This window comes from Pseudomonas putida, assembly GCF_002741075.1.
GTDB lineage: Bacteria > Pseudomonadota > Gammaproteobacteria > Pseudomonadales > Pseudomonadaceae > Aquipseudomonas > Aquipseudomonas putida_T.
The window spans coordinates 1,835,755-1,860,521 of sequence record NZ_CP016634.1; the positions used below are offsets into that span (position 1 = coordinate 1,835,755).

25 protein-coding genes are annotated in these 24,767 nt (G+C 64.0%); 20 read left to right on the forward strand and 5 right to left on the reverse strand.

The annotated features are described in order from the left end of the window. The first annotated feature begins 102 nt into the window (after positions 1 to 102). On the forward strand, positions 103 to 1,425 hold the full coding sequence (locus tag IEC33019_RS08520) for a hypothetical protein (protein ID WP_070092915.1): 1,323 nt from the start codon (positions 103 to 105) through the stop codon (positions 1,423 to 1,425). A 46-nt stretch (positions 1,426 to 1,471) separates the two neighbouring features. Here IEC33019_RS08520 and IEC33019_RS08525 read toward each other — a convergent pair whose 3' ends face one another. Beyond that, positions 1,472 to 2,350, reverse strand: coding sequence for a Dyp-type peroxidase (locus IEC33019_RS08525; protein ID WP_070092914.1), 879 nt, complete (start codon positions 2,348 to 2,350; stop codon positions 1,472 to 1,474). 152 nt (positions 2,351 to 2,502) lie between these two features. Between IEC33019_RS08525 and IEC33019_RS08530 the strand changes: the two genes are divergently transcribed. The 14 genes from IEC33019_RS08530 (at position 2,503) to IEC33019_RS08595 (ending at position 18,775) form a co-directional block, all read left to right on the forward strand. Continuing rightward, positions 2,503 to 3,411 (forward strand): bile acid:sodium symporter family protein, encoded by a 909-nt coding sequence (locus IEC33019_RS08530; protein WP_099593327.1) that lies wholly within the window; start codon positions 2,503 to 2,505, stop codon positions 3,409 to 3,411. A 180-nt stretch (positions 3,412 to 3,591) separates the two neighbouring features. After that, positions 3,592 to 4,656, forward strand: a complete 1,065-nt coding sequence (locus tag IEC33019_RS08535) for an enoyl-CoA hydratase/isomerase family protein (RefSeq protein ID WP_070092912.1) — start codon at positions 3,592 to 3,594, stop codon at positions 4,654 to 4,656. A 16-nt stretch (positions 4,657 to 4,672) separates the two neighbouring features. After that, positions 4,673 to 5,824: an acyl-CoA dehydrogenase family protein gene (locus tag IEC33019_RS08540; RefSeq protein ID WP_070092911.1), complete on the forward strand. Its 1,152-nt coding sequence runs from the start codon at positions 4,673 to 4,675 to the stop codon at positions 5,822 to 5,824. A gap of 661 nt (positions 5,825 to 6,485) precedes the next feature. Next, on the forward strand, positions 6,486 to 7,547 hold the full coding sequence (locus tag IEC33019_RS08545; RefSeq protein ID WP_070092910.1) for a 3-deoxy-7-phosphoheptulonate synthase: 1,062 nt from the start codon (positions 6,486 to 6,488) through the stop codon (positions 7,545 to 7,547). A 78-nt stretch (positions 7,548 to 7,625) separates the two neighbouring features. Next, a complete protein-coding gene (locus IEC33019_RS08550; protein ID WP_043214523.1) occupies positions 7,626 to 7,907 on the forward strand; it encodes a peptidylprolyl isomerase in 282 nt (93 codons plus the stop codon). A 16-nt stretch (positions 7,908 to 7,923) separates the two neighbouring features. Beyond that, entirely contained in the window at positions 7,924 to 9,846 is a 1,923-nt protein-coding gene (locus IEC33019_RS08555; RefSeq protein ID WP_081337464.1) for an extracellular solute-binding protein, read from the forward strand. Beyond that, complete coding sequence (locus IEC33019_RS08560) at positions 9,843 to 10,901, forward strand: microcin C ABC transporter permease YejB (protein ID WP_070092908.1); 1,059 nt, start codon at positions 9,843 to 9,845, stop codon at positions 10,899 to 10,901. The genes IEC33019_RS08555 and IEC33019_RS08560 overlap by 4 nt, the downstream gene beginning before the upstream one ends. Beyond that, positions 10,901 to 11,917 (forward strand): ABC transporter permease, encoded by a 1,017-nt coding sequence (locus IEC33019_RS08565; protein ID WP_070092907.1) that lies wholly within the window; start codon positions 10,901 to 10,903, stop codon positions 11,915 to 11,917. Before IEC33019_RS08560 ends, IEC33019_RS08565 begins: the two co-directional genes overlap by 1 nt. Before the next feature lie 126 nt (positions 11,918 to 12,043). Then, positions 12,044 to 13,438 (forward strand): sigma-54 interaction domain-containing protein, encoded by a 1,395-nt coding sequence (locus IEC33019_RS08570; RefSeq protein ID WP_070092906.1) that lies wholly within the window; start codon positions 12,044 to 12,046, stop codon positions 13,436 to 13,438. Between the two features lie 252 nt (positions 13,439 to 13,690). Then, positions 13,691 to 15,082: a GntP family permease gene (locus tag IEC33019_RS08575; protein ID WP_070092905.1), complete on the forward strand. Its 1,392-nt coding sequence runs from the start codon at positions 13,691 to 13,693 to the stop codon at positions 15,080 to 15,082. Between the two features lie 10 nt (positions 15,083 to 15,092). Next, positions 15,093 to 15,863 carry a 3-hydroxybutyrate dehydrogenase gene (gene hbdH, locus IEC33019_RS08580; RefSeq protein WP_070092904.1) on the forward strand — a complete coding sequence of 257 codons (771 nt, stop codon included), beginning with the start codon at positions 15,093 to 15,095 and terminating at the stop codon, positions 15,861 to 15,863. Between the two features lie 56 nt (positions 15,864 to 15,919). Next, the gene (gene eco, locus IEC33019_RS08585; protein ID WP_070092903.1) at positions 15,920 to 16,399 is read left to right on the forward strand and encodes a serine protease inhibitor ecotin; all 480 of its coding nucleotides are present in this window, start codon (positions 15,920 to 15,922) and stop codon (positions 16,397 to 16,399) included. A gap of 107 nt (positions 16,400 to 16,506) precedes the next feature. After that, on the forward strand, positions 16,507 to 18,465 hold the full coding sequence (locus tag IEC33019_RS08590) for an acetoacetate--CoA ligase (RefSeq protein ID WP_070092902.1): 1,959 nt from the start codon (positions 16,507 to 16,509) through the stop codon (positions 18,463 to 18,465). Between the two features lie 34 nt (positions 18,466 to 18,499). Then, positions 18,500 to 18,775 (forward strand): peptidylprolyl isomerase, encoded by a 276-nt coding sequence (locus IEC33019_RS08595; protein ID WP_043211902.1) that lies wholly within the window; start codon positions 18,500 to 18,502, stop codon positions 18,773 to 18,775. A gap of 2 nt (positions 18,776 to 18,777) precedes the next feature. On the opposite strand, the gene IEC33019_RS08600 is transcribed toward IEC33019_RS08595, so the two are convergent. Further along, complete coding sequence (locus IEC33019_RS08600; RefSeq protein WP_070092901.1) at positions 18,778 to 19,401, reverse strand: LysE family translocator; 624 nt, start codon at positions 19,399 to 19,401, stop codon at positions 18,778 to 18,780. A 133-nt stretch (positions 19,402 to 19,534) separates the two neighbouring features. Between IEC33019_RS08600 and IEC33019_RS08605 the strand changes: the two genes are divergently transcribed. Beyond that, entirely contained in the window at positions 19,535 to 20,362 is an 828-nt protein-coding gene (locus IEC33019_RS08605) for an AraC family transcriptional regulator (protein ID WP_070092900.1), read from the forward strand. Positions 20,363 to 20,630: 268 nt separating this feature from the next. Beyond that, positions 20,631 to 21,242 carry a LysE family translocator gene (locus IEC33019_RS08610; protein WP_070092899.1) on the forward strand — a complete coding sequence of 204 codons (612 nt, stop codon included), beginning with the start codon at positions 20,631 to 20,633 and terminating at the stop codon, positions 21,240 to 21,242. On the opposite strand, the gene IEC33019_RS08615 is transcribed toward IEC33019_RS08610, so the two are convergent. Beyond that, positions 21,220 to 21,915, reverse strand: a complete 696-nt coding sequence (locus IEC33019_RS08615; protein WP_099593329.1) for a metallophosphoesterase — start codon at positions 21,913 to 21,915, stop codon at positions 21,220 to 21,222. The two genes, IEC33019_RS08610 and IEC33019_RS08615, sit on opposite strands and share 23 nt — an antisense overlap. Positions 21,916 to 22,196: 281 nt before the next feature. Here IEC33019_RS08615 and IEC33019_RS08620 point away from each other — a divergent pair, with 281 nt between their 5' ends. Both IEC33019_RS08620 and IEC33019_RS08625 read left to right on the forward strand, forming a co-directional pair. Further along, positions 22,197 to 22,940, forward strand: a complete 744-nt coding sequence (locus tag IEC33019_RS08620) for a carbon-nitrogen hydrolase family protein (RefSeq protein ID WP_070092897.1) — start codon at positions 22,197 to 22,199, stop codon at positions 22,938 to 22,940. Further along, on the forward strand, positions 22,937 to 23,155 hold the full coding sequence (locus IEC33019_RS08625; RefSeq protein ID WP_099593331.1) for a hypothetical protein: 219 nt from the start codon (positions 22,937 to 22,939) through the stop codon (positions 23,153 to 23,155). The genes IEC33019_RS08620 and IEC33019_RS08625 overlap by 4 nt, the downstream gene beginning before the upstream one ends. A gap of 6 nt (positions 23,156 to 23,161) precedes the next feature. Here IEC33019_RS08625 and IEC33019_RS08630 read toward each other — a convergent pair whose 3' ends face one another. Next, positions 23,162 to 23,662, reverse strand: coding sequence for a methylated-DNA--[protein]-cysteine S-methyltransferase (locus tag IEC33019_RS08630; protein ID WP_070092980.1), 501 nt, complete (start codon positions 23,660 to 23,662; stop codon positions 23,162 to 23,164). Positions 23,663 to 23,942: 280 nt separating this feature from the next. Between IEC33019_RS08630 and IEC33019_RS08635 the strand changes: the two genes are divergently transcribed. Then, the gene (locus IEC33019_RS08635) at positions 23,943 to 24,269 is read left to right on the forward strand and encodes a hypothetical protein (protein WP_139139885.1); all 327 of its coding nucleotides are present in this window, start codon (positions 23,943 to 23,945) and stop codon (positions 24,267 to 24,269) included. 53 nt (positions 24,270 to 24,322) lie between these two features. Here IEC33019_RS08635 and IEC33019_RS08640 read toward each other — a convergent pair whose 3' ends face one another. After that, positions 24,323 to 24,649 (reverse strand): hypothetical protein, encoded by a 327-nt coding sequence (locus tag IEC33019_RS08640; protein WP_070092894.1) that lies wholly within the window; start codon positions 24,647 to 24,649, stop codon positions 24,323 to 24,325. Between the last annotated feature and the right edge of the window lie 118 nt (positions 24,650 to 24,767).

The window sequence follows — 24,767 nt, forward strand, 5'->3', positions numbered from 1 at the left end:
GGGCAAGACCCGCACCTTGCATCCACGCACTAATACCGCGTTGTCGGCTCACACCGACCGCTTTGCCTCCACAACACCAAAAAAAAGAAACGAGGAACGCCAATGCTTTTCACCGCACATCGCTCCGCCCTCGCCGGCGCGCTGGTCCTTACCCTGCTGGGCACCAGCCAGGCGGCCGTCGCCTATGAGCTGTACGCCGACGAAGACACTCACTTCAACGCCGACATGCTGGCGGTGTGGGGCATGTTCAACAGCCACAAGAACTACGACGGCACGCCTGGGGGCTCCACCTGGCGCGAAGGGTTCATCAAGTATGGGGTCAGTGGCGACCAGGGGCTGGCCGGCAACGGCAGCCTGTATGGCGCGCTGAACTGGGTCAGCTCCGGGGCCTGGGGCGATGGCGATGCGGGCGGCAACCAGGACGGTTCCGAGCGCACCACCAAGATCGAGGATGCCTACCTGGGCTGGCGCTCAGGCGACCTGTTCCCGCTGTTGGGCAAAGATGGCGTGGATATTTCCGGCGGACGCCAGGTGATCCATCTGGGCAGTGGCTTTCTGATCAACGATGACGGCCCCAACCTGGGCAAAGGGCCGGCCGACGGTGCGCTCAATCGCGGCGGCGGCTTCTACCTCGGCGCTCGCCATGCCTTCGACCGCACCGCCATGCTGCGCCTGGGCGGCCAGGACGGCCTGCACGGCAGCGTGCTGTGGCTCAAGTCGGACAACCGCGCCCAGGCCGAGACCGAACTTGCCGCCGGCACCCTGGACTACACCCACGCCCTGGGCACCCTGGGGCTGACCTGGATCCACGGCATCGACGTCACCGACCAGTGGGCCAGTGAGTTCCAGAAGGCCCGTGAAGGCATGGACGTCTACAGCGTGCGTGGCGAAGGCGATGCCGGTGTCAAGAACGCCAGTTTCGCCTTCGAATACGCCTGGCAGGACAAACGCGGCGGGCCGGAACAGGCCTGGTACCTGGAAGCGGGCTACACCTTCGCCGACCTTGCCTGGGCGCCGAAGCTGACCTACCGCTACACCCGCTACTCCGACAACTGGGACCCGTTGTTCACCGGTTTTTCCAGCGGTTATGGCACGTGGGTGATGGGTGAGGTGGCCGGCAACTATGCCGGGCCGTTCAACAGCAACACCGGTGTCCATCACGTCGGGTTCAAGGCCACGCCCCGTGAGGACCTGACCGTTGGTGCGCTGTTCTTCGACTTCGATACCGTGCGCACGCGCGACACCCTGAACCTGGATGCCCAGGAGCTGGACCTGTACCTGGAATGGGCGGTCAATGACCATCTGATCATCAGCCCGCTGGTGGGCCTGTACAAGCCACGCAAGGATGAGAGCAACGGCGGCAACCAGGTGGGCGGCAACGGCACCAACGTCTACAGCCAATTGACTGTCGCGGTGCCGTTCTGAGGCAAGGAGCCAGAGGGCTGCAAAGCAGCCCCATCAACCAGCTCCATCAGCCCAGCAGCAGGCTCACATCCACGCCGGCTTCGCCCATTGGCGGGCACCAGTAATAGCCACCGGTCAGCGGGCGGCTGAAGCGGTACAGGCCATCGATGATGCCGTCCTCCAACCCGCTCATGCGCCGCAGTTGCACTTCGAAGGCATCCAGTGAATGGCCCAGGGCCACGAAGGCAAGGCCTGCGCCGCGCTCGTCGGCCCAGGCCACGGAGCGACGCACGACGAAGGCCTCGGGAGCGAAGCTTTCCTGGGCCGTGCGCTTGACGTGGGCCGAGGCTGGTGCGTCCTCCAGCTCTTCGTTGTCGCTCAGGCGACGGCCGATGATGTTGTCCTGCTCAACCTGAGGCAGCGACTTGAAGTAGTTCAGGTCGTGCTTCCACAGCTGGAATGCCGCGAAGCTGGAGCCAGCCAGGCCAGCCTGCTCGCCAGCGACGATGGCTGCCTCGATCGCGTCGTCGTCCACCGGGTTCTCGGTGCCGTCCTCATAGCCGCTCAGGTCGTGACCACCGCGGTGCAGGAAACCGTCGACGTTGTCCACCAGGCGCAGCGCCGGGGCCAGCAGCTGTTCCAGGGCCTGAGCCTGGAGGAGCAGCTCACCACGCTCCTCGCCACGCAGCCACAGCCACAGGGCGTGCTGGGTGCTGGGGTTTTCCACCACGGCATCCAACTGCGGGAACGCCCGCAGGCCCGGTACGTCGCGGCCCAACGCTTTGACCAGCGGGGCACCTACGCCAAGGATCAGGCTCTGGCCATCGACCTGCGGCAGCAAGGCGTCCAGCACGGCGGGCAGCGCCTCGACCGATTGCAGGGAGAAGAACAGGTGACGGGCATGGGCCGGCACGGGTTTGGCGAGCAGACCTTGCTGGAATGGCATAGGGGGCTAATCCTCGGTAAAAACGGGCATGCTAGAGGCGCAGGCGGCAAGCTTCAAGCGACAAATCGACTCGGCAAAAACCCATGGCTCTGCCACAGGGCTGACGCCAACTTGTGGCTAGACTGCTTTGAACTTGCCAAAGGAATGCCGCCATGACCGCCTCGCCATTGCTTACCGCCGTCCTGCCCATTGCCTTGGGGATCATCATGCTGGGCCTGGGGTTGTCGTTGACCCTGGCCGATTTCACCCGGGTGGTGAAGTACCCAAGACCCGTGATCATCGGCCTGGCCTGCCAGATCGTGCTGCTGCCGCTGGTGTGTTTTTTGATCGCTAATGGCTTGGGCCTGGAGTCGGCCCTGGCGGTGGGCCTGATGCTGCTGGCCGCCTCCCCGGGCGGAACCACGGCCAACCTGTTCAGCCACCTGGCCCATGGCGATGTGGCGCTGAACATCACCCTTACAGCGGTCAACTCGCTGATCGCCATCCTGACCATGCCGCTGCTGGTGAACCTGTCGCTGGCGTGGTTCATGGCCTCGGACCAAGCCATTCCCCTGCAATTCGCCAAGGTCATGCAGGTATTCGCCATCGTCCTGCTGCCGGTGGCGCTGGGCATGCTGATCCGGCGCGCATCGCCTGCGTTCGCCACACGCATGGAAAAGCCCATGAAGCTGGTAGCAGCGCTGTTTCTGGCCTTCACCATTGCGCTGGCCCTGGCAAAGGACTGGCAGACGGTGGTCCTGTACGCCCCGGTGGTCGGCGGCGCAGCGCTGCTGTTCAACCTGCTGAGCCTCGGCGTGGGCTATTGGGTGCCGCGCCTTCTGAGCATTCCCCGGCGCCAGGCGATTGCGATCGGCATGGAGATCGGCATCCATAACGGCACCCTGGCCATTGCCCTGGCGCTGAGCCCGTCGCTGCTCAACAACCCGACCATGGCCGTGCCCGCGGCGCTCTACAGCCTGATCATGTTCTTCACCGCCGCCGTGTTCGGCTGGTGGGTCAGCCGCGCACGCCCGCAAACCGAGGCCGCCGGCAGCGTCTCGGGCCGGGCAACCGGTGACTGAGCCTGCCCCGCGAAGATGACCGAGCGGCCCTGGAAGCCGCGCGCCAGGCAAAAATGCAGAAACGCACTGCAGATTTACCGATTGTGCATGGCATATTCGCATGACAGGATCCTGCGATCCTCCAGCGCAACTTCCAGACTTCACTTGGAAAATCAATAACAAAGCAGGGAGACCGCGATCATGACCGCGCACGCTCATTCCGAGGCCCACGTTCTGGCCGATATCCGCAATCACGTCGGCCACCTGACCCTCAATCGCCCCGCCGGCCTCAACGCCCTCACCCTCGACATGGTGCGTAGCCTGCAACACCACCTGGACCAGTGGGCGGACGATCCGCAGGTCCATGCCGTGGTGCTGCGTGGCGAGGGGCCCAAAGGGTTCTGCGCCGGTGGCGACATCCGCTCGCTGCACGACAGCTACAAGGCTGGCAACAACCTGCACCGCGACTTCTTTGTCGAGGAATACGCCCTGGACCTGTGCATCCACCACTACCGCAAGCCCGTGATGGTACTGATGGACGGCTTCACCCTCGGCGGAGGCATGGGCCTGGCCCAGGGCGCCGACATGCGCGTGGTCACCGAGCGCAGCCGCCTGGGCATGCCGGAGGTGGCCATTGGTTACTTCCCGGACGTTGGCGGCAGTCACTTCCTGTCGCGAGTCCCAGGTGAGCTGGGCACTTATCTGGGCGTGAGCGGCGTGCAGATCAAAGCTGCCGACGCGCTCTACTGCGGCCTGGCGGACTGGTACCTGGAGAGCGACAAGATCGCGGCCCTGGACGCCGGTCTGGACAAGCTGGCATTCGGCGACCACCCACTCAAGGACCTCCAGGGCCTGCTGGCCAAGCTCGGCACCCAGACGCTGGACGACGCCCCGCTGGCCCACCTGCGCCCGGTGATCGACCATTTCTTTGCCTTGCCCGATGTGCCCAGCATGCTCGAACAGCTGCGCACCGTGAGCATCGGCGACAGCCACCAATGGGCGCTGGCCACCGCCGACCAGCTGGAAAGCCGCTCGCCGCTGGCCATGGCGGTTACATTGGAGATGCTACGCCGCGGCCGTCACCTGAGCCTGGAGGACTGCTTCGCGATGGAGCTGCACCTGGATCGCCAGTGGTTCGAGTACGGCGACATCATCGAGGGCGTGCGCGCCCTGATCATCGACAAGGACAAGCAGCCGCGCTGGAACCCACCGACCTTGAGCGGACTCGATCCCAAGCGAGTGAACCAATTCTTCGAAGGCCTGTGAGCCGGGGAGTACACAGATGCAAGACCTGGAACTGAGCGAAGAGCAGATCATGATCCGCGACATGGCCCGGGACTTTGCCCGTGGCGAGATCGCACCCCATGCCCAGGCCTGGGAAAAGGCAGCCTGGATCGATGACGCCGTGGTGCGCAAGATGGGCGAACTGGGCCTGCTCGGCATGGTGGTACCCGAGGACTTCGGCGGCAGCTACACCGACTACGTGGCCTATGCCCTGGCCGTGGAAGAAATCGCCGCAGGCGACGGTGCCACCGGCGCGATGATGAGCATCCACAACTCGGTCGGCTGCGGCCCGCTGCTGGCCTATGGCACGTCCGAACAGCAACAGACCTGGCTGCCGCGTCTGGCCAGCGGCGAGGTGATCGGCTGCTTCTGCCTGACCGAACCCCAGGCCGGCTCCGAAGCCCACAACCTACGCACCCGCGCGGAACTGGTCGACGGGCACTGGGTCATCAACGGTGCCAAGCAGTTCGTCAGCAATGCTCGCCGCGCGGGGCTGGCCATCGTTTTTGCGGTGACCGACCCGGAAGCTGGCAAGAAAGGCCTGTCGGCTTTCCTGGTGCCGACCGACAACCCTGGGTTCAAGGTCGACCGCAGCGAACACAAGATGGGCATCCGCGCCTCCGACACCTGCGCGGTGACCCTCGACAACTGCCGCATCCCCGCCGCCAACCTGCTGGGCGAACGGGGCAAAGGCCTGGCGATCGCGCTGTCCAACCTCGAAGGCGGCCGCATCGGCATCGCCGCCCAGGCCTTGGGCATCGCCCGAGCGGCATTCGAAGCGGCCCTGGCCTATTCGCGTGATCGCGTGCAGTTCGGCAAGCCGATCAACGAACACCAGAGCATCGCCAACCTGCTGGCGGACATGCAGGTACAGATCAACGCCACCCGCTTGTTGATCCTCCACGCTGCACGCCTGCGCACTGCCGGCAAGCCGTGCCTGTCCGAGGCATCCCAGGCCAAGCTGTTCGCCTCGGAAATGGCCGAGCGGGTGTGCTCGATGGCCATCCAGGTGCATGGCGGCTACGGCTACCTGGAGGACTACCCGGTGGAGCGCTATTACCGCGATGCGCGTATCACCCAGATCTACGAAGGGTCGAGCGAGATCCAGCGCATGCTGATCGCGCGCGAGCTCAAGCACTACCCCCTTTGACTCCCTGGGGCCCATTCGCGGGTAGACCCACAGGTACAGCGGCGCTTGCGAAGACCGCCGCTGTACCTGTGGGCGGGTTCACCCGCGAACAGAGTGCTGTCTTGCTCGCCCGTGATTCCAAAAGTGATCGAAGCCATAGCAATTACCCATTGAACACTGCGTTGAAGGTGCAGTAAGCTCGGGCTCATTCACTGGAGAGCACTATGTCCCACAGCATCCGCAACCACGCCAACCACACCGGTCGCACCGCGCGCCCTGTGCTGGCCGTTGCTGGCTGCCAGGCCGTTGCCAGCTTTTATTTTGGGTATTGGTTTAGCCACTAGGCGCCGCTGATACCCACACGGCGCCCACCTTCGAGGGGCCGCCGAACACGAGAATACTCAAACCCCCGGTCGGCTCCCCGACCGGGGGTTTTGCTTTTCAAGGCTTCTAGAAAACACCGATTCACATTGAGGAAACAGACATGAACACCATCGCTTATTACTACGCAGACTCCTACGCCTGGCGATTTAGCCAATCCCGTTCGGGCCAGCCTGCCGCCTCCGTTCGGTCGTCCACTGGTGGCAATGCTGCACGCAGTCATAAACCGAATATCTGTCGAACACCTCGATAGGGCCGACCACGCGGGCCTGAACCCGCCGTCCGCCCAGGGAAAAACGCCATGCAATCGTCGAACCTCGCCCTGCCCCTGACCCAACCCCAGGCTGCCAACACCGCCGTCAGCCAGCGTCTGCCCAGTCCGCACCTGCTCAAGCAGCAGATGCCGCTCAGCACTGCCCTCGCCCTGCAAGTCCAGCAACATCGCCAAGCCGTGCGCGCCATCCTTGAAGGCCTCGACCCGCGTCTGCTGGTGATCGTCGGCCCCTGCTCGATCCACGACCCACGCTCGGCCCTCGAATACGCCGACCGCCTGGCCGCCCTCAGCCGCGAAGTCGATGACAAGCTGCTCCTGGTGATGCGCGCCTATGTCGAGAAACCCCGTACCACCGTCGGCTGGAAAGGCCTTGCCTACGATCCGCACCTGGACGGCAGCGATGACATGCACGGCGGTATCGCACTCTCTCGCGGGCTGATGCTGAACATGATCGAGCGCGGCCTGCCGATCGCCACCGAATTGCTGCAGCCCATGGCCGCCGGCTACTTCGACGACCTGCTGAGCTGGGCCGCCATCGGTGCACGCACCACCGAATCACAGATTCACCGTGAAATGGTCAGTGGCCTGGAGCTTCCCGTGGGCTTCAAGAATGGCACCGACGGTGGCGTGGGCATCGCCTGCGACGCCATGCGCAGCGCCGCTCATCCGCACCGCCACTTCGGCATGGACGCCCAAGGCTACCCGGCGATCATCGAAACCCTGGGCAACGCCGACACCCACCTGGTACTGCGCGGTGGCCACCAAGGGCCGAACTACGATGCGGCAAGCATCGCCCAGGCACGCCAAGGCCTGACCAAGGTTGGCCTGACCGGGCGCGTCATGGTCGACTGCAGCCACGCCAACAGTGGCAAGGACCCCGCCCGCCAGCCTGCGGTCTTCGAAGAGGTGTTGCAGCAACGCCTGCAAGGCGACCGGGCGATCATCGGCATGATGCTCGAAGGCCACCTGTACGATGGCTGCCAGGCCCTGGGCAAGGGCCCGCTCAAGTACGGCGTGTCGATCACCGATGGCTGCCTGGGTTGGGATTCGACCGAGGCGCTGCTGCGCCGGGCGGCCGAGCGTTTGTGACAGGCGCGGCAAGCCTGGCGAGACATTTGCCGAACAAGTGCGCTAGGCTTGCTTTTTTCACCCTAGGAGTAGTCCCCCATGGCCCGTGCCACCGCCCGCCACATCCTGGTCAGCAGCCTCGAAAAGTGCAACGAACTCAAAGCACAGATCGAAGCTGGTGCCGACTTCGCCGAAGTCGCCAAGGCCAACTCCACCTGCCCGTCCAGCCGCCAAGGTGGCGACCTGGGCTCGTTCGGCCCAGGCCAGATGGTCAAGGAATTCGACACCGTCGTCTTCAGCGCCCCGGTCAACACCGTGCAAGGCCCGGTCAAGACCCAGTTCGGTTATCACCTGCTGGAAGTGACCAGCCGTCAGGACTGAGCCCTCGGTCCCGGTGATGCCCTCTGTGGGAGCGGGTTCACCCGCGAATGCCGTCCTGCCAGCAACCCTGTTGCCAGAACGGACGCATTCGCGGGCAAGCCCGCTCCCACAGTACGTGTTAGGTCTGTTGATGCTATGCCTGACGCTTACAGCCCATGCCGCCCCCACCCACGCGCTCACCGCCTACGGCGAAGCCCCGCGCTACCCCCAAGCCTTCCGTCACTTCGACTACGTCAACCCCGACGCCCCCAAGGGTGGCAGCCTGCGGCGTTCAGCCCTGGAGATCGGGCAGTTCGACCATATCCTGCCGTACATCGACAAAGGCATCGGCGTCAGCGAGGTCGATGGCTGGCTGTATGCACCTCTGGCGGAGCGCTCCTTCGACGAGCCCTATACCGTCTATGGCTTGATTGCCCGGCGCATGGAGCGTGGTCCTGACGACGCCTGGCTGCGGTTCGAACTCGACCCCCGTGCCACGTTCGCCGATGGCAAACCGGCGCGCGCCGAGGACGTGCGCTTCACCTTCGAGCTGCTGATGAACAAAGGCAGCCTGCGCTATCGCACCCAGTTCGCCGACGTCACGAAGGTCACGGTAGAAGGCCCGCGGCAGGTGCGCTTCGACTTCAAACGGCCCCATGGCCGCACCCTGGCCCTGGACCTGGCCACCCTACCGGTGCTGCCCGAGCACGACTGGCAGCACCGCGATTTCGCCAACGGCGCCGGCTTCGACAAACCCATCGGCAGCGGGCCCTACCGCATCGGGCAGATCGACAACGGCCGCAGTATCACCTTCGAGCGCGACCCCACCTGGTGGGCGGCCAATCTGCCGGCCAGCCGAGGCCGCTACAATTTCGACCGTATCCGCATCGAGTACTTCGGCGACACCGAGGTCGCCCGTCAGGTGTTGCGCGGTGGCGGATTCGACTACAACCGCGAGTTCTCCGCCACGGCCTTCACCCTGGGCTACCAGGGCGATGCGCTGAACGATGGCCGCCTGCAGCGCGCCCACCTGGGCCCGTCCAAGCCGCAGACGGCCCAGGGCTTCGTGTTCAACCTCAAGCAGCCGGTGTTCCAGGATCGGCGCGTACGCCAGGCACTGGCCATGCTCTGGGACTTCGAATGGAGCAACCGGCAGATGATGCGCAACCTGTACATTCGCCAGCAAAGCGTGTTTTCCAACACGCCGCTGGCCGCGCGCGCCTTGCCCGACGCCCAGGAGCTCAAACTGCTCGAACCGCTTCGCGGCCAAGTGCCGGATGAAGTCTTCAGCCAGGTCTACACCGCACCGGTGACCGACGGATCGGGCATCATCCGCACCCAGCAATTGCAAGCCTTGGCCTTGCTCCAAGCCGCTGGCTGGCGCCCCGAGGGCGATCGGCTGGTCAATGCCCAGGGCGAACCGCTGAGCTTCACCTTCCTCAATGGCCAGTCGGGGCTCGAACGCCTGTTGCTGCCCTGGAAGCGCAATCTGGCGCAGATCGGCATCACCCTGAATATCCGCAATGTCGATTCGGCCCAGTACGTCAACCGCCTGATGGCCCGCGACTACGACATGATCGTTACCGGTTACCCGGTGACCCTTTCCCCCGGCAGCGAGTTGTACAACTACTTCGGCTCGGCCTCGGCCGAGGACCCCGGCTCGAACAACTTCATGGTGTTGCGCGACCCGGCCGTGGACGCACTGCTCGACGGCCTGGTACGCGCCGAGACCCAGCCCGACATGCTGCGCCACGCCCATGCCCTGGACCGGGTGCTGCAATGGAACTACTACTGGATCCCCAATTACTACCCACCAGGCAGCTCGACTGTGTGGTGGAACCGCTTCGGTCTGCCCAAGGTCCAGGCGACCTATGACGAAGGCCTGGACACCTGGTGGGAGATCAGCCCGACGCCGCTGACCAACGCACAGATGGCCGAACACAAGAAGGCCATGCCATGACCGCCTATATCCTGCGGCGCCTGTTGCTCATCATCCCGACCTTGCTGGCGATCCTGCTGGTCAACTTCGCGATCGTCCAGGCCGCTCCTGGCGGGCCGGTGGAACAGGCCGTGGCGCGCCTGCAAGGCATCGGCGGCGGCGCACCGGGGGCGCGGGTCGAGACGGTGCGCGGCGAGTCCCGCGCAAGCCGGGGGCTGGACCCCAAACTCATCGAAGAGATCAAACGCCAGTACGGCTTCGACAAGTCGGCCCCTGAACGCCTGTGGCTGATGCTCGGCCAATACGCCAGGCTGGACTTCGGCCAGAGTTTCTTCCGCGGTGCCAAGGTTACCGACCTGATCCTCGACAAGCTGCCGGTGACCGTGTCGCTGGGCTTGTGGGCCACCCTGATCACCTACCTGGTGTCGATCCCGCTGGGCATTCGCAAGGCCGTGCGCCATGGCAGCCGCTTCGATGCCTGGAGCAGCACGTTGATCGTCATCGGCTATGCCCTGCCCTCATTCCTATTCGCCTTGCTGTTGATCGTGCTGTTCGCAGGCGGCACTTCACTGAACTGGTTCCCGGTGCGCGGGCTGGTCTCGGAGAACTTCGACCAGTTGAGCCTGTTGGGCAAGGTCGCCGACTATTTCTGGCACCTGGTGCTGCCGGTCAGCGCGCTGGTGATCGGCGGTTTCGCCACCCTCACCCTGTTGACCAAGAACGCCTTTCTCGACGAAGTCTCCCGCCAGTACGTGGTCACCGCCCGGGCCAAGGGCCTGAGCGAGCGCCGCGTGCTGTACGGCCATGTGCTGCGCAATGCCATGCTGTTGGTGCTGGCTGGGCTGCCCCAGGCGTTGATCACGGTGTTCTTCGCAGGCTCCTTGCTGATCGAGGTGATCTTCTCCCTCGATGGCCTCGGGCGGCTAAGCTATGAGGCTGCCGTTTCGCGGGATTACCCGGTGGTGTTCGGCACCCTGTTCATCTTCACCCTCGCGGGCCTGTTGATCCGCCTGATTGGCGACCTGAGCTATACGGTGCTCGATCCTCGCATCGATTTCGACGCGAGGGGCCGCTGATGTTCTCACCCGTCGCGCTGCGCCGTTGGCGCTGTTTCCGGCGCAATCGCCTGGGTTGGTTCTCACTGTGGCTGTTCGCCGGGATCCTCGTGCTCAGCCTGGGCGCGGAACTGGTGGCCAACGATAAACCGCTGCTGCTCTCCTACAAGGGCGAGCTGTATACGCCGGCGCTCAAGCGCTACACCGAGCAGCAGTTCGGCGGCCAGCTGCCCTTCCAGCCCGATTACCGCAGTGCTTACGTACGCCAGTTGATCGAAAGCCAGGGTGGCTGGATGCTGTTCGCGCCGATCCCCTTCAGCGCCGATACGCCCAACTACGATTTACAGGTGCCCACCCCCAGCCCGCCGAGCGCGAGCAACTGGCTAGGCACCGACGATCAGGGGCGGGATGTGCTGGCGCGGGTGCTGTATGGCACAAGGGTATCGCTGTTGTTCGCCTTCGCCTTAACGGTGCTCAGTGTGCTGATCGGCGTTGCCGCAGGCGCCGTGCAGGGGTACTACGGGGGCTGGGTGGACCTTCTGGGCCAGCGGTTGCTGGAGGTCTGGTCGGGGTTGCCGGTGCTTTACCTGTTGATCATCCTCAGCGGTTTCGTCGAGCCGGATTTCTGGTGGCTGCTGGGGATCATGGCGCTGTTTTCCTGGCTGACCTTGGTGGATGTGGTGCGCGCCGAATTCCTGCGCGGGCGCAACCTGGAGTACGTCAAGGCCGCGCGAGCCCTGGGTTTGCCGGACGGGCAAGTGATGTTGCGGCATATCCTGCCCAACGCGATGACGGCCACCCTGACCTACGTGCCGTTCATGCTCACCGGGGCCATCACCACCCTCACCGCCCTGGATTTTCTTGGCTTCGGGATGCCTGCGGGCAGCGCCTCGCTAGGTGAACTGGTGACACAGGGCAAGCAGCATCTGGAAGCGCCATGGCTGGGTTTTACTGCATTCTTCGCCTTGGCGCTGACCCTGTCGTTGCTGGTATTCATTGGCGATGCGCTGCGCGAGGCGTTCGATCCGCGGGCATAAGCACTCTTTTGCAGTGGCCCACTTCGCGGGTAAACCCGCCACCACCAAGAGCGCGATCGATCGGCCTTCGCCAGCCTGGTTCGCAGCCGTCATAATCCCCGCCACTGCACTTCAAAGGCCCAGCCCATGCAAGACAGCGACAGCCTCAAGGACTACCCCCAGGTCCGGCAACTGGCGATCCGCTCACTGTTCGAGATCATCGAGCAGTCCAGCGAAGGGACAGTGATCGTCGATCGCCAGGCGCGTATCGTCTGGATGAACGAGCGCTACGCCCGGCGCTTCGGCCTGCCCGATGCCGCCAGCGCCATCGGCCAGCCCTGCGAGGCGGTGATCCCGGGCAGCCTGATGCGCGATGTGGTGAGCAACGGCCGGCCGATCCTGCTGGACATGCTCGACACACCCAACGAGCCGCTGGTGGTGATGCGCCTGCCCATTCATGACGACCGCGACGAGCTGATCGGCGCCATCGGTTTTGCCCTGTTCGATGAGCTGCGTAGCCTCTCGCCGCTGCTCAAGCGCTACTCGAGCATGCAGCAGGAGCTGGCCTCGACCCGTTCGCAGTTGCGCGCCCGCCAGGCCAAGTACAGCTTCGCCCAATTCGTCGGCACCAGCGCCGCGAGCCTGGAGGCCAAGCGCCGGGCACGCCGTGGCGCGGGCAGCGACTCTCCGGTGCTGCTGCTGGGCGAGACCGGCACTGGCAAGGAACTGCTGGCCCACGCGATACACGCCGCCTCGGCACGAGCCCACAAGGCGTTCGTCAGCATCAACAGCGCCGCGATTCCCGAAACCCTGCTCGAAGCCGAGTTCTTCGGTACCGCGCCCGGTGCCTTCACCGGTGCCGACCGCAAAGGCCGCAGCGGCAAGCTGCAACTGGCGGAGGGCGGCACGCTGTTCCTCGACGAGATCGGCGACATGCCACTGCCCCTGCAAAGCAAGCTGCTGCGCGTGCTGCAAGAAAAAGAATACGAGCCGGTCGGCTCCAACCAGATGCTGCGCAGTGACGTGCGCATCATCGCCGCCACCTCCATCGACCTGCAGGCGGCCATGGCCAGCGGCGCGTTTCGGGCCGACCTGTATTACCGGCTCAACGTCCTGCCCATCGAAGTGCCGCCCCTACGCGAACGCCTGGGCGATCTGCCAGCACTGTGCGAGGCTATCCTTGCCGAGCTCGGCAGCCAGTACGAACTGGAACCCGACGCCCAGGCATTGCTGGCCCGTCATGCCTGGCCCGGCAACATCCGCGAACTGCGCAACGTGCTGGAACGCGCGACGCTGCTGGCGGATCAGCCGCGCTTGGGCGTGAATGACCTGCAGTCGGCGCTCGGGCCGTTGAGCCCCGCGGCGCCTGGGGTTGCGGTACACCAGGGGTATCGGGAGGCGTGCGAGGCATTCGAACGCAAATTGATCGCCGATGCCCTGGTCAGTTGCGCCGGGAATGTGCCGCAGGCCGCGAAAGCGCTGGGGTTGGGGCGGTCGACGCTGTACAAGAAAATGATTGCCTTGGGCATTCAGTCTCAATAGAGAGACTTTACTCTCCATCTAGAGACATTGCTTTTTGACCGCTTTGCGGTCCATCGCACAGGCGCAGCCCAACTTTTTGTGGGCGCTGGCGAAGCCTGAGATGGCCTGCAAAGCAACCCCGACAGTCTCCATATCGAGACGCACACACCGAGAAGACCAATAAAACCTATATAATTCAACAACTTAAAAACATGGCACGATTCCCGCTATCTCCCGGCTCACCATAAAAACAACGACCTGGAGACACTTCCGATGACCGTGCTCATCGCCCTCGCTGCCCTGGCCCTACTCATGTTGGCCGCCTATCGCGGCTACAGCGTCATCCTCTTTGCACCTATCGCCGCACTGGGTGCCGTTCTGCTGACCGACCCTGCCGCCGTGGCCCCGACCTTCACAGGCGTGTTCATGGAGAAGATGGTCGGCTTCATCAAGCTGTACTTCCCGGTGTTCCTGCTCGGTGCCGTCTTCGGCAAGCTGATCGAACTCTCCGGTTTCTCGCGCTCGATCGTCGCAGCCGCCATTCGCCTGCTGGGCACTCGCCAGGCCATGCTGGTGATCGTGCTGGTGTGTGCCTTGCTCACCTATGGCGGCGTGTCGCTGTTCGTGGTGGTGTTCGCCGTATACCCGTTCGCGGCCGAGATGTTCCGCCAGAGCGACATCCCCAAGCGCCTGATCCCGGCGACCATTGCCCTGGGGGCGTTCTCCTTCACCATGGACGCCCTGCCCGGCACTCCGCAGATCCAGAACATCATCCCCAGCACATTCTTCAACACCACGGCCTGGGCCGCACCCTGGCTGGGGCTGATCGGCACGCTATTCGTCTTCAGCGTCGGCATGCTCTACCTGCGCCGTCAGCGCAACAAGGCCCTGCGCGCCGGAGAAGGCTACGGCAGCGACCTGCGCAACGAGCCTGAAACCGCCGATGACCTGGCACTGCCCAACCCCTGGCTAGCGCTCTCGCCCTTGGTGCTGGTGGGCGTGATGAACCTGGTGTTCACCCACTGGATCCCCCAGTGGTATGGGGCCAGCCATACGTTGCAGTTGCCCGGCATGAGCGTGCCGGTGCAAAGCGATGTGGCCAAGCTCACCGCGATCTGGGCCGTGCAGGCGGCCTTGCTGGTGGGCATTCTGATGGTGCTGGTGTGTGCCTTCGGCGCCATCCGCCAACGGTTGGCCGAAGGCACCAAGAGCGCCGTCAGTGGTGCGTTGCTGGCGGCCATGAACACCGCCTCGGAGTATGGCTTCGGCGCGGTGATCGCCTCGCTGCCGGGCTTTCTGGTGTTGGCCGACGCGCTGCGCGCCATTCCCAATCCGTTGGTCAACGAAGCGATCACCGTCACATTGTTGGCCGGCATCACCGGTTCGGCCTCCGGCGGCATGAGCATCGCCTTGGCGGCCATGAGCGAAAGTTTCATCGCCGCGGCCCATGCCGCGAACATTCCGCTGGAAGTGCTGCACCGGGTGGCCGCAATGGCCAGCGGTGGCATGGACACCTTGCCGCACAACGGCGCGGTGATCACCTTGCTGGCGGTCACCGGGCTGACCCACCGCGAGGCCTACAAGGACATTTTCGGTATTACCCTGATCAAGACCCTGGCGGTTTTCGTGGTCATCGCCACCTTCTACGCCACCGGCATCGTCTAAGGAGATCTGCATGACGCTCAAAGGCAAGACAGCACTGGTCACCGGCTCCACCAGCGGCATTGGCCTGGGTATCGCCCAGGTGCTGGCCGGTGCAGGGGCGAACATCCTGCTCAATGGTTTCGGCGACCCGGCACCGGCGCTCGCCGAGATCGCCCGTCACGGGGTCAAGGTGATCCACCATCCCGCGGACCTGTCCGATGTGGCCCAGATCGAGGCGTTGTTCGACCTGGCCGAGCGCGAATTCGGTGGCGTGGACATCCAGGTCAACAATGCCGGCATCCAGCACGTGGCACCGGTCGAACAGTTCCCCGTGCAGGCCTGGGACAAGATTATCGCGTTGAACCTCTCGGCCGTCTTCCACGGCACCCGCCTGGCCTTGCCCGGCATGCGTGCGCGGGGCTGGGGGCGGATCGTCAATATCGCCTCGGTGCACGGCTTGGTGGGCTCCACCGGCAAGGCGGCCTATGTGGCCGCCAAGCATGGCGTGGTTGGCCTGACCAAGGTCGTGGGCCTGGAAACGGCGACCAGCAATGTCACCTGCAATGCCATCTGCCCTGGCTGGGTCCTGACCCCGCTGGTGCAGAAGCAGATCGACGACCGCGCCGCAACTGGTGTTGATCCACAGCAGGCGCAGCACGATCTTTTGGCCGAAAAGCAGCCTTCCGTGGCATTTGTAACACCCCAGCACTTGGGAGAGCTGGTATTGTTCCTGTGCAGCGAGGCCGGTAGCCAGGTCCGTGGCGCCGCCTGGAACATCGATGGCGGTTGGTTGGCCCAGTGAGGGCCAGCCGGGATCTGGCGCGGTCTTGCATTCGTTTTCACTTGCAAGGAGGCCCTATGCGCCCATTCCCACTGACCGCGATTCTTTCCCTGACTTTGGCTGGCGCCGCGCCTGTGATGGCAGCCGGGCTCAAGGACGTCGCGCCCTACCCCGAGGCGGAAAAAGGCTTTACCCGGCAGGTCATCCACCTGCCGGCCCAGACCGACGAATCGGCCTATCAACTGGAAATCCTCGCTGGCAAGACCTTGATGGTCGACTGCAACCGCCAACGCCTGGCCGGCAGCCTTGAAGAGCACAATCTCGAAGGTTGGGGCTACAGCTACTACCGGCTGGAAAAGGTTGGCGGCCCGGCCAGCACCCTGATGGCCTGCCCGGACGGCAAGCAGACCGAGGCCTTCGTGCCGGTGGTCGGTGAAGGTTTCATGCTGCGTTACAACAGCAAGCTGCCGGTGGTGCTGTACGTGCCCAAGGACATCGAAGTGCGCTATCGCGTCTGGTCGGCGTCGCCGGATGTACAAAAGGCTAAAGTGGAGTAAAAGCCACTCGGGCTGCGCAGTTCGAAGATCAGTTGCGCAGCCCCTGCAGGAGCGGGTTTGCCCGCTCCAACAGGCCCCAGGTTCTATCGTAAGCGAGAGGTCTCGGCATGAATGATGTGCTCTGGCGCCCCTCCACGGCGCAGATCCAGGCCAGCCGGATGGATGCCTTCCGCCGTCAGGTCAACCTGCGTTACAACCTGCAGCTCACTGACTACGCCGCCCTGCATCGTTGGAGCATCGAGCAACGCCCCGCCTTCTGGCAAACCCTTGCCGACTATTTCCATGTCCAGTGGCACACGCCACCGACCCAAACCCTCCGCGAAGGCCCGCTGATGCCCGAGGCGCAGTGGTTTCCAGGCGCCACCTTGAACTACGCCGAACACCTGCTGCAGCGGCGCGATGACCGCCCCGCCATCGTGGCCGTGCGCGAGGATGGCCTGCGCCAGGTACTGACTCACGCGCAACTGGCGGCCCATGTGGCCGGCATGCAGAAGGCCCTGCAGGCGCTGGGCATCCAGGCCGGCGACCGGGTTGCCTCGGTGATGCCCAATACCTGGGAAACCCTGGTGGCCATGCTCGCCTGCACCAGCCTCGGCGCGATCTGGTCCAGTTCATCGCCCGAGTTCGGCCTGCACGGCATCATCGACCGCTTCGGCCAGATCGCCCCCAAGCTGCTCATTGCCTGCGCCGGCTACCAATACGCCGGCAAGACCATCGATCAGGTCGAAAAGATCAACCAGGTCACAGCCCAGTTGCCTCACCTAGAACACCTGCTGGTGGTGCCCTACACCCGCTCGCACACCCGCCCCGGCGAGTTCTGCGCCCCCCGCGCCAGCCTGTGGGATGACTTCTACCAACCCGGTGGTGAACCACGCTTTACCGCCCTGCCGTTCGATCATCCGCTGTACATCCTCTACTCAAGCGGCACCACCGGCGTGCCCAAGTGCATCGTCCACCGCACCGGCGGCGTACTGCTGCAACACCTGAAGGAACACGGCCTGCACAACGATCTGAAGGCCGAGGACGTCTTGTTCTACTACACCACTTGCGGCTGGATGATGTGGAACTGGTTGGTCAGCGGTCTGGCGGTCGGCGCTACCCTGGTGCTGTACGACGGCTCGCCCTTCCACCCAGGCCCCCAGCGTTTGCTCGACCTGATCGACGCCGAACGTATCCACGCCTTCGGCACCAGCGCCAAATACCTGGCCGCCCTGGAACAGGCAGGCATCGCCCCGGCCAAGAGTCACAGCCTGAACAGCCTGCGCCTGATCATGTCCACCGGCTCACCGCTCTCGCCTCACAGCTACGACTACGTCTATCGCAAGATCAAACCCGACCTGTGCCTGGCATCGATGTCCGGTGGCACCGACATTGTCTCGTGTTTCGTACTCGGCAACCCGGTGCTGCCGGTGCGCCGCGGTGAGATCCAGTGCAAGGGCCTGGGCATGGCGGTGGAGGTGTGGAACGAGCATGGCCAGCCGGTGACCGGCGAGAAAGGCGAGCTGGTCTGTACCCGCAACTTCCCCTCCATGCCAGTGGGCTTCTGGGGCGACAGCGACGGCAGCCGCTACCACGAGGCCTATTTCAGTCAGTACCCCGGCATCTGGGCCCAGGGCGATTACGCCGAAGAGAACGCCGAGGGTGGCATGGTGATCCATGGTCGCTCGGACGCGGTGCTCAACCCTGGCGGTGTGCGCATCGGCACAGCAGAAATCTACCGTCAGGTAGAAAAAGTCGAGGAGGTGGTCGAAAGTGTCGCCATCGGCCAGGACTGGCACAACGACGTGCGCGTGGTGCTGTTCGTGCGCCTGCGCGAAGGTCTGCAGTTGGACGATGCCCTGCGCCAGCACATTCGCCAGGTGATCCGCCAGTACACCACGCCCCGCCATGTCCCGGCCGTGATCGTCCAGGTCACCGACATCCCGCGCACGATCAGCGGCAAGCTGGTGGAGCTGGCGATCCGCAACGTGGTCCATGGCCTGCCGGTGAAGAACACCGACGCCCTGGCCAACCCCGAAGCCCTGGCGCAATTCCGAGACCGCGCAGAGCTGCGCGATCAGGCATAATGGCGCCCTTTTTTGCCCGAAGCACAGGTGTCCCATGAAAGCCCAAGCCCGCCACATCCTGGTCAAGACCGCTGCCGAAGCCGAACAGCTCAAGCAACGGATCGCCAAGGGCGAAGCCTTCGACGTGCTGGCCAAGAAGTTCTCCACCTGCCCCTCGGGCAAACGCGGCGGCGACCTGGGCGAAGTCCGCCCAGGTCAACTGGTGGGCGCCATCGACCAAGTGATCTTCAAGAAAGCCCTGCGGGTGGTGCATGGGCCGATCAAGACCAAGTTTGGGTATCACTTGGTGCAGACGTTCTACCGCGACTGACCTCAGCGCCGCGCCGCCAAAAGCCCCAACCCCGCACACCCCAGCAATGACGCACTGACCCGATTGAACACCCGGCGTGGCCCTGGACGCTCGAACCAACGTTGCATATACGCCCCAAGGCCTGCGTAGATGGCGATGGCGGCCCATTCCAGCAGCAGGAACATCACGCCGAGCCAGAGGAATTGCTCCGCCACTGGGGTGGCGCTGCCCACCGAGACGAACTGGGGCAGGAAGGCAGTGAAGATAAGGATGGCTTTCGGATTACCCGCCGCGACCCAGAACTCCTGACGGGCCAGGCGCCAAGTCCCGCGCGGATGATCACTCGCCACCACCGCCTCGCCCACCGGCGCACGCCATAGCTGCCAGGCAATGTAGAACAGGTAGGCCGCACCCAGCACCTTGATCGCCAGGAACAAGTATTCGCTGGTGTGCAGCACCACCGCCAGCCCCATGGCGGCCAGAGCGATCATGCCGCTGAAGGCGAGCAGCCGGCCGATACCGGCCATGCAGGCGGTCCGCAGGCCATAACGGCTGGCATTGTGCAGCGACAACAGGTTGTTGGGGCCCGGCGCCATGTTCAAGGCGAAACAGGCGGGGATGAACAGCAGTAGGCTCGACAGGTCCATTTTTCTTCTCCTTGGGACTTCGGCAGCCTCGCGCTGGGCGGGCCATGCGTCAAGCACAGTGGCGCGGTGAATGGCCGTAACAGTGGCTGGCGGTTTAGACTGCGCGCTCCGGCACTCGGCCAGCAGGCATTGCATGACCCTCTCCAGCAGCGAAATCTGGCGCGACCCGGCCCTGCCCTTCGTGGAAAGCCGGCGCGCCTGTCATAGCCGGGCCTGTTACAAGGCCCATAGCCATCCGACGTTTTCCATCGGTGCGGTAGATACGGGTTTCAGCTGGTTTACCGGCGCGGGTGACGGCCAGGCGCGGCTGACGCCCGGCACCTTGGTGCTGGTCCCGGCGCAGCGGGTGCATGCCTGCAATCCCGAACCGGGCCAAGCGTGGAGCTACCAGATGGTGCATGTGGATGCGCAGTGGCTGGGCCGACTGAGACTGGAGTCGGGAGTGAGCGCTGCCGAGCCCGGCGCGCCCGCGCGTATCACGCGCTCGGTTGAGGTGTATCGTCAGTTCTGCCAGCTCAATGCGCTGTTGTTCTCCGAAACGGACGCATCGCAGAAGGAAGCCGCGTTGGTGGCCTTCATCGGCGACCACGACTTTGCCGCGCATACGACGCTAGATGCAGCCCCGGCACCGGTCTTGAGCACGCCTGCCCTGCGCGAGCTGATTGCCATGCTGCAGACCTGCGAGCTGGCCGAGATCAGCCTGGCGCATCTGGCCAGGCACGCGGGGTTGGGGCGTTACCAACTGATTCGGGCGTTCCGGGCCGCAACGGGGCTGACACCGCATGCCTACCTGCTCAATGAGCGGGTCAACCGGGCGCGAGGCTTGCTCGGTAAAGGTCAGGACCTTGCGCAGGTGGCCTATCGCTTGGGCTTTGCCGACCAGAGCCATTTCCAGCGAGTGTTCAAGGCGCACACGGGCTTGACCCCAGGGCAATATCGACACGGCGCGGCTGGCAGATAAGTCGGCGAACCGAACCATCGCTTTCACCTCTGTAGAATCGGGTTTACCCGCGAACACCGGCACAACCGGTGCCACTCACCGTGCGAGCTGCTTCGCGGCGGTTTCAACGCCTCGATACCCCCCACAGATTTTTGTGCTGCTCTCAAACACCGCCGTACCTGGGAAAGCGGTGCCCCGCGGTCTGGCGCGTGCGCCATGCAATTATCTTCAATACCGCCCAGGGCTTGGGGCGACAGACTGCGGCTTTCCTTGCCACAGAAGCCTCGCCATGGAGCAATTTCTCGTCGTCGCCGCTGCACACTTTTTGGCCCTGCTCTCCCCGGGCCCTGATTTCTTCCTCGTCGCTCGCGCTTCGGCCAGCGCTGGCTGGCGTACCGCGAGCGGTGCGTGCCTGGGCATCGCCCTGGCCAACGGCGTATTCATCGCCATGGCCTTTACCGGGGTTTCCATCCTGCGTGAGGGCAGCGCGCTGTTCATCGCCTTGCAACTGGCCGGCTGCGCCTACTTGCTGTACATCGGTGGACTATTCCTGCGCCATGCCGGGCACAGCAGCCTGCTATCGGCTGAGGTCGGCGTGGGGCATGGTTGGGTGAAAAACCTGGGGGTGGGCTTCACCTCGGGCATCCTCAATCCGAAGAACGCACTGTTCTACGCCAGCCTGGCGAGCATGCTCGCGGCCAGCAGTGCAACCTGGAAACTGGCCTATGGTGTGTGGATGTTCACTCTCGTGCTGGTCTGGGACCTACTGGTCGCCTTGGCGATTGGCAATCGGCGCGTGCTGCGGCGCTTCGGCCAAGCATTGCCGTGGCTGGAGCGTGCCTCGGGTGTGTTGTTGATCCTGCTGGCCAGCGCAGTGCTCATGCGCCTGATCTGGGGTTGATCACGGTCAGCGTCCGAAGGTCCACCACGCTGAAAAAGCCGCTGGCCCAACCGCCGGTGTCCAGGTGCCAGACGTTGCCCAGCTGCTTGACCCGCAGGACCGGTGTATGACCGACCAGCAAGGCCCGCAAGCCGCGGACCGGTTCGGTGTCGCCCTCACGCAGGCGCCGCCGTGACCATTGGCAGACTTCCCGCACTTCTGGATCGTCCATGGCCTCCAGAAAGGCCTTGAGCGTTGACCATTCGGGGAAAGGGCTATCAGCGTGCAAAAGGCCGATCAGCCCAAGAGACGTCTGCACTTCGATCGCCAAAGGCATCTGCGCAAAGCCTTCGACATAGCGTTGCTGCTCCGCGCGCGGAAGATCGAGAAACCATGCACCACCGGCAGAACGGTACATCTCCAGATCGACCCTGCCACCCCGCAGGTGGGCGATGGCGAGCGCCTCGTGATTGCCCTGCACCGCGTGGAACCAGGGTTGCGCCAGCCAGTCCAGCGCCCGTTCGCTGGCTGGCCCACGGTCCACCAGGTCGCCGACGCTGAACAGCCGATCGACTTCAGGATCGAAACCCACCTCATCCAAACAGCGCTGCAACCGGTCGAAATGGCCATGGATGTCGCCCACGGCCAGATCGCGGCCACGGGTATTGGCAGTCACCCGCCGAAAACGGCTCATTGCACCCATCCTCTGCTGCTGTGCCAGCGACAGGCGTAAAATAGTGGGGCGAATCGTCCGTGCCCGTGGAGGTGCATCATGCGTACCACCCTCGCCTGAGTCTTGTTGATGCTGCTGGCTTCCAACAGCATGGCACAAGGCGCACCGACCGCGCAGGTCGACGTGCATTTCGATCAACCCGAGCGATTTCGCGATGCCAGTCTCGACAGCCACGGGGTGGTCTGAGCGCACCGGCCGATAGTATCCTCGCCTTTTTCGCTTTATCCATGGATGGACTCGCCATGAAGCTGTGCGCTGTACAACTGGCCTCCCGTAGGGGCGACCTGCCTGGCAATCTGGAGCGTCATCGCTATTGCGTCGAACAGGCGATTGCACGAGGGGCGCAACTGGTGGTGTTCCCCGAACTGTCCTTGACCGGCTATGAACCCACCCTGGCCCGTCAACTGGCACAGCCGTCGGACACTTCGCTGCTCGATCCACTGCAAGCGCTCTGTGACCGCCATGGCATTGCGGTGGCCGTGGGCCTGCCGTTGCTGACCCCCAGGGGGATATGCATTGGCCTGCCGATCCTGCGCCCCGCCGCCCCGCCACATTTTTATGCCAAGCAGCGCCTGCACGATGACGAACTACCGTTCTTCATCGCAGGCGAGCAGCCCCTGGTGTTCACGCTGGGCAACCAGCGCATCGCACCGGCCATCTGCTATGAGTCGATGTTCATCGAACATGCCGAGCTCGCCCGGTCAGCGGGGGCGGATATCTATATGGTCAGCGTGGCCAAGACAACCAAGGGCATCGACGAAGGTTTCCGGCACTACCCGGACGTTGCCCGGCGCCTGGGCATGCCGGTGTTGCTCGCCAACTGCGTGGGGCCGGCCGACACCTTCGTCGGTGCCGGCCATTCCGCGGCCTGGGACCCTCAAGGGAATGTGTTGGCATCGCTGGACGAGCAGGTCCAGGGGCTGGTGCTGCTCGACACCACGTCAATGACTGCTCAAGCGTTACCGCTGGATGCGCTGGCGACATGAAATACCTGATCACAGTGCTGGTCTGCTACGCCTGCGCTCATGGCAGGCTGGCCGAAATGGCCGAAGGGTTGCGCCACCGAGCGGACGCCCCGACACCTGGCGAGTTCCTGCGCGAAGCACAACCCCACGCTCGGCGCGCCCACCGGCAGTACAGCCTGGTGGTCGGGACGGTGGCAGCAGTGCTCGGTTGCCTGATCGTGCTCTGGGTGGGCTGAACGGGCTCAGAGATCCAGCGCCAGGCTCTCTCGCCCTTCCAGGGCCAGCAGGTACTGTTTGGCCTGCAGTCCGCCGGCAAAACCGGTCAAGCTGCCGGAAGCGCCAATCACCCGGTGGCACGGGGCGATGATTGAAATCGGGTTGCGCCCGTTGGCCGCCCCCACCGCCCGAACAGCGCTTGGGTTGCCGATCTGCCGGGCGATATCGCTGTAGCTGCGCGTTTGCCCGAAGGGGATGGTCAGCAACGCTGCCCAGACCTGGCGCTGGAAATCCGTGCCAACGAAATCCAACGGCAGCTCGAAGCCCCGGCGACAGCCGGCAAAATACTCGTTCAACTGGCGCGCCGTCTCCCGCAGCGTAGGGTGCCCATCGTCCCGGTGCAGTTCACCCAGGCGGACACGATTCTCCCGCTCCTGCTCCCACAACACCGCAGCCAGGCTATCGCCTCGCGCGACCAGGGTGAGGGTTCCAACGGGTGACTGCATGAAGGAAAACGCGCTGGACACGGTAGGTGCTCGCTTGGAAAAACCGATGTGGGGCACTCTACCCTCCGAGGCTACCCGGTGCATCCGCTTTCTTGCTCGAAGCGTCCACGCGCACTAGTCATTCCACATATCTGTAACTGCATCAGACAATTACACGCGCAAAATGCGCACCGCCTGGAAACTGGCACATACCAAAGCGATAGCTATTCTGGGATATACACAGTGTTTGTTCTTGCCGGATCATCGGAAGACTGGCCCAAGGCAAACCGCAACCATCCGCATGCCGATAGACGTGGCCGCCATGGCTGAGTTTCTGCGTCAATGCTGGTTTCTGCTGCTAAGCCTCTACCAGACCATTCAAAGTCATGGGCTGGTCGGTTGTGTGGTCGCATTCATCCTGGCGATACTGCTGAGCAAGGTCGGCAGCTGGCTCACGGGGCGCGCCGAGCGTTTCACCGGCACCGTGCAGAACGGCTATGGGGACCAGCATCATCACCCGGCCATTGAAGGCACGGCCAAAAGCTGGGCGCGTCGCTTGGTGGGGACACTGGTGCAAATAGCGGCGGGGATACTGTTTCTGGTCGCCATGATTGCCACGGCGAATGTGCTTCTGTACGGGCATTCGTGATGGAAGGTCGCCGTCTGCCCTAAGACGGTGACCTTCCCAATGCGCCTAATACATCAACGTCCAGAGCAAACGGCCACAACCGCGAGCTTGGCGTTGCGCCCGCTGGACTGCAACGCAGGCTCGCTTGCCACTCTTCTGGCACGCCCGACACCCCAGGCCAGTGCCCGGGTCATCGATTCGCCTGGACGCGAGTCGAACGCCTCCTCATGCAAGGCCATGCCGGACGGCGCGTAGAGACCGATGAACATCTGCGTGGCACCGGTTCGAGACAATCGAACCTGCACGTCAATACACGAGCCGCTGTCGAGTGTTTCGTCATGCGTTCGATGATGGAGAGTGGGGTCTGCCCAAGACCAGAACACGTCACCGCGAATTCTCATGCCGCCTCCTACGACTTTAGTCTTATGTGTGTTGGTAGTGGCACCATAGCGGATGCGTGCCAGCACGCAACCGCGTTCGACGGACAGAGGGATAGAATCGGACAACCGGTGCAGCACC

What these genes read in the sequence shown, in the direction of transcription:
- IEC33019_RS08535 (WP_070092912.1), top strand. Translation starts at nt 3,592, where the DNA reads ATGACCGCGCACGCTCATTCCGAGGCCCACGTTCTGGCCGATATCCGC.
- IEC33019_RS08575 (WP_070092905.1), top strand. Translation starts at nt 13,691, where the DNA reads ATGACCGTGCTCATCGCCCTCGCTGCCCTGGCCCTACTCATGTTGGCC.
- IEC33019_RS08565 (WP_070092907.1), top strand. Translation starts at nt 10,901, where the DNA reads ATGTTCTCACCCGTCGCGCTGCGCCGTTGGCGCTGTTTCCGGCGCAAT.
- eco (WP_070092903.1), top strand. Translation starts at nt 15,920, where the DNA reads ATGCGCCCATTCCCACTGACCGCGATTCTTTCCCTGACTTTGGCTGGC.
- IEC33019_RS08595 (WP_043211902.1), top strand. Translation starts at nt 18,500, where the DNA reads ATGAAAGCCCAAGCCCGCCACATCCTGGTCAAGACCGCTGCCGAAGCC.
- IEC33019_RS08615 (WP_099593329.1), bottom strand. Translation starts at nt 21,915, where the DNA reads ATGAGCCGTTTTCGGCGGGTGACTGCCAATACCCGTGGCCGCGATCTG.
- IEC33019_RS08540 (WP_070092911.1), top strand. Translation starts at nt 4,673, where the DNA reads ATGCAAGACCTGGAACTGAGCGAAGAGCAGATCATGATCCGCGACATG.
- IEC33019_RS08570 (WP_070092906.1), top strand. Translation starts at nt 12,044, where the DNA reads ATGCAAGACAGCGACAGCCTCAAGGACTACCCCCAGGTCCGGCAACTG.
- IEC33019_RS08635 (WP_139139885.1), top strand. Translation starts at nt 23,943, where the DNA reads ATGGCTGAGTTTCTGCGTCAATGCTGGTTTCTGCTGCTAAGCCTCTAC.
- IEC33019_RS08555 (WP_081337464.1), top strand. Translation starts at nt 7,924, where the DNA reads ATGCCCTCTGTGGGAGCGGGTTCACCCGCGAATGCCGTCCTGCCAGCA.
- IEC33019_RS08560 (WP_070092908.1), top strand. Translation starts at nt 9,843, where the DNA reads ATGACCGCCTATATCCTGCGGCGCCTGTTGCTCATCATCCCGACCTTG.
- IEC33019_RS08600 (WP_070092901.1), bottom strand. Translation starts at nt 19,401, where the DNA reads ATGGACCTGTCGAGCCTACTGCTGTTCATCCCCGCCTGTTTCGCCTTG.
- IEC33019_RS08625 (WP_099593331.1), top strand. Translation starts at nt 22,937, where the DNA reads ATGAAATACCTGATCACAGTGCTGGTCTGCTACGCCTGCGCTCATGGC.
- IEC33019_RS08550 (WP_043214523.1), top strand. Translation starts at nt 7,626, where the DNA reads ATGGCCCGTGCCACCGCCCGCCACATCCTGGTCAGCAGCCTCGAAAAG.
- IEC33019_RS08530 (WP_099593327.1), top strand. Translation starts at nt 2,503, where the DNA reads ATGACCGCCTCGCCATTGCTTACCGCCGTCCTGCCCATTGCCTTGGGG.
- hbdH (WP_070092904.1), top strand. Translation starts at nt 15,093, where the DNA reads ATGACGCTCAAAGGCAAGACAGCACTGGTCACCGGCTCCACCAGCGGC.
- IEC33019_RS08610 (WP_070092899.1), top strand. Translation starts at nt 20,631, where the DNA reads ATGGAGCAATTTCTCGTCGTCGCCGCTGCACACTTTTTGGCCCTGCTC.
- IEC33019_RS08520 (WP_070092915.1), top strand. Translation starts at nt 103, where the DNA reads ATGCTTTTCACCGCACATCGCTCCGCCCTCGCCGGCGCGCTGGTCCTT.
- IEC33019_RS08590 (WP_070092902.1), top strand. Translation starts at nt 16,507, where the DNA reads ATGAATGATGTGCTCTGGCGCCCCTCCACGGCGCAGATCCAGGCCAGC.
- IEC33019_RS08620 (WP_070092897.1), top strand. Translation starts at nt 22,197, where the DNA reads ATGAAGCTGTGCGCTGTACAACTGGCCTCCCGTAGGGGCGACCTGCCT.
- IEC33019_RS08525 (WP_070092914.1), bottom strand. Translation starts at nt 2,350, where the DNA reads ATGCCATTCCAGCAAGGTCTGCTCGCCAAACCCGTGCCGGCCCATGCC.
- IEC33019_RS08640 (WP_070092894.1), bottom strand. Translation starts at nt 24,649, where the DNA reads ATGAGAATTCGCGGTGACGTGTTCTGGTCTTGGGCAGACCCCACTCTC.
- IEC33019_RS08545 (WP_070092910.1), top strand. Translation starts at nt 6,486, where the DNA reads ATGCAATCGTCGAACCTCGCCCTGCCCCTGACCCAACCCCAGGCTGCC.
- IEC33019_RS08605 (WP_070092900.1), top strand. Translation starts at nt 19,535, where the DNA reads ATGACCCTCTCCAGCAGCGAAATCTGGCGCGACCCGGCCCTGCCCTTC.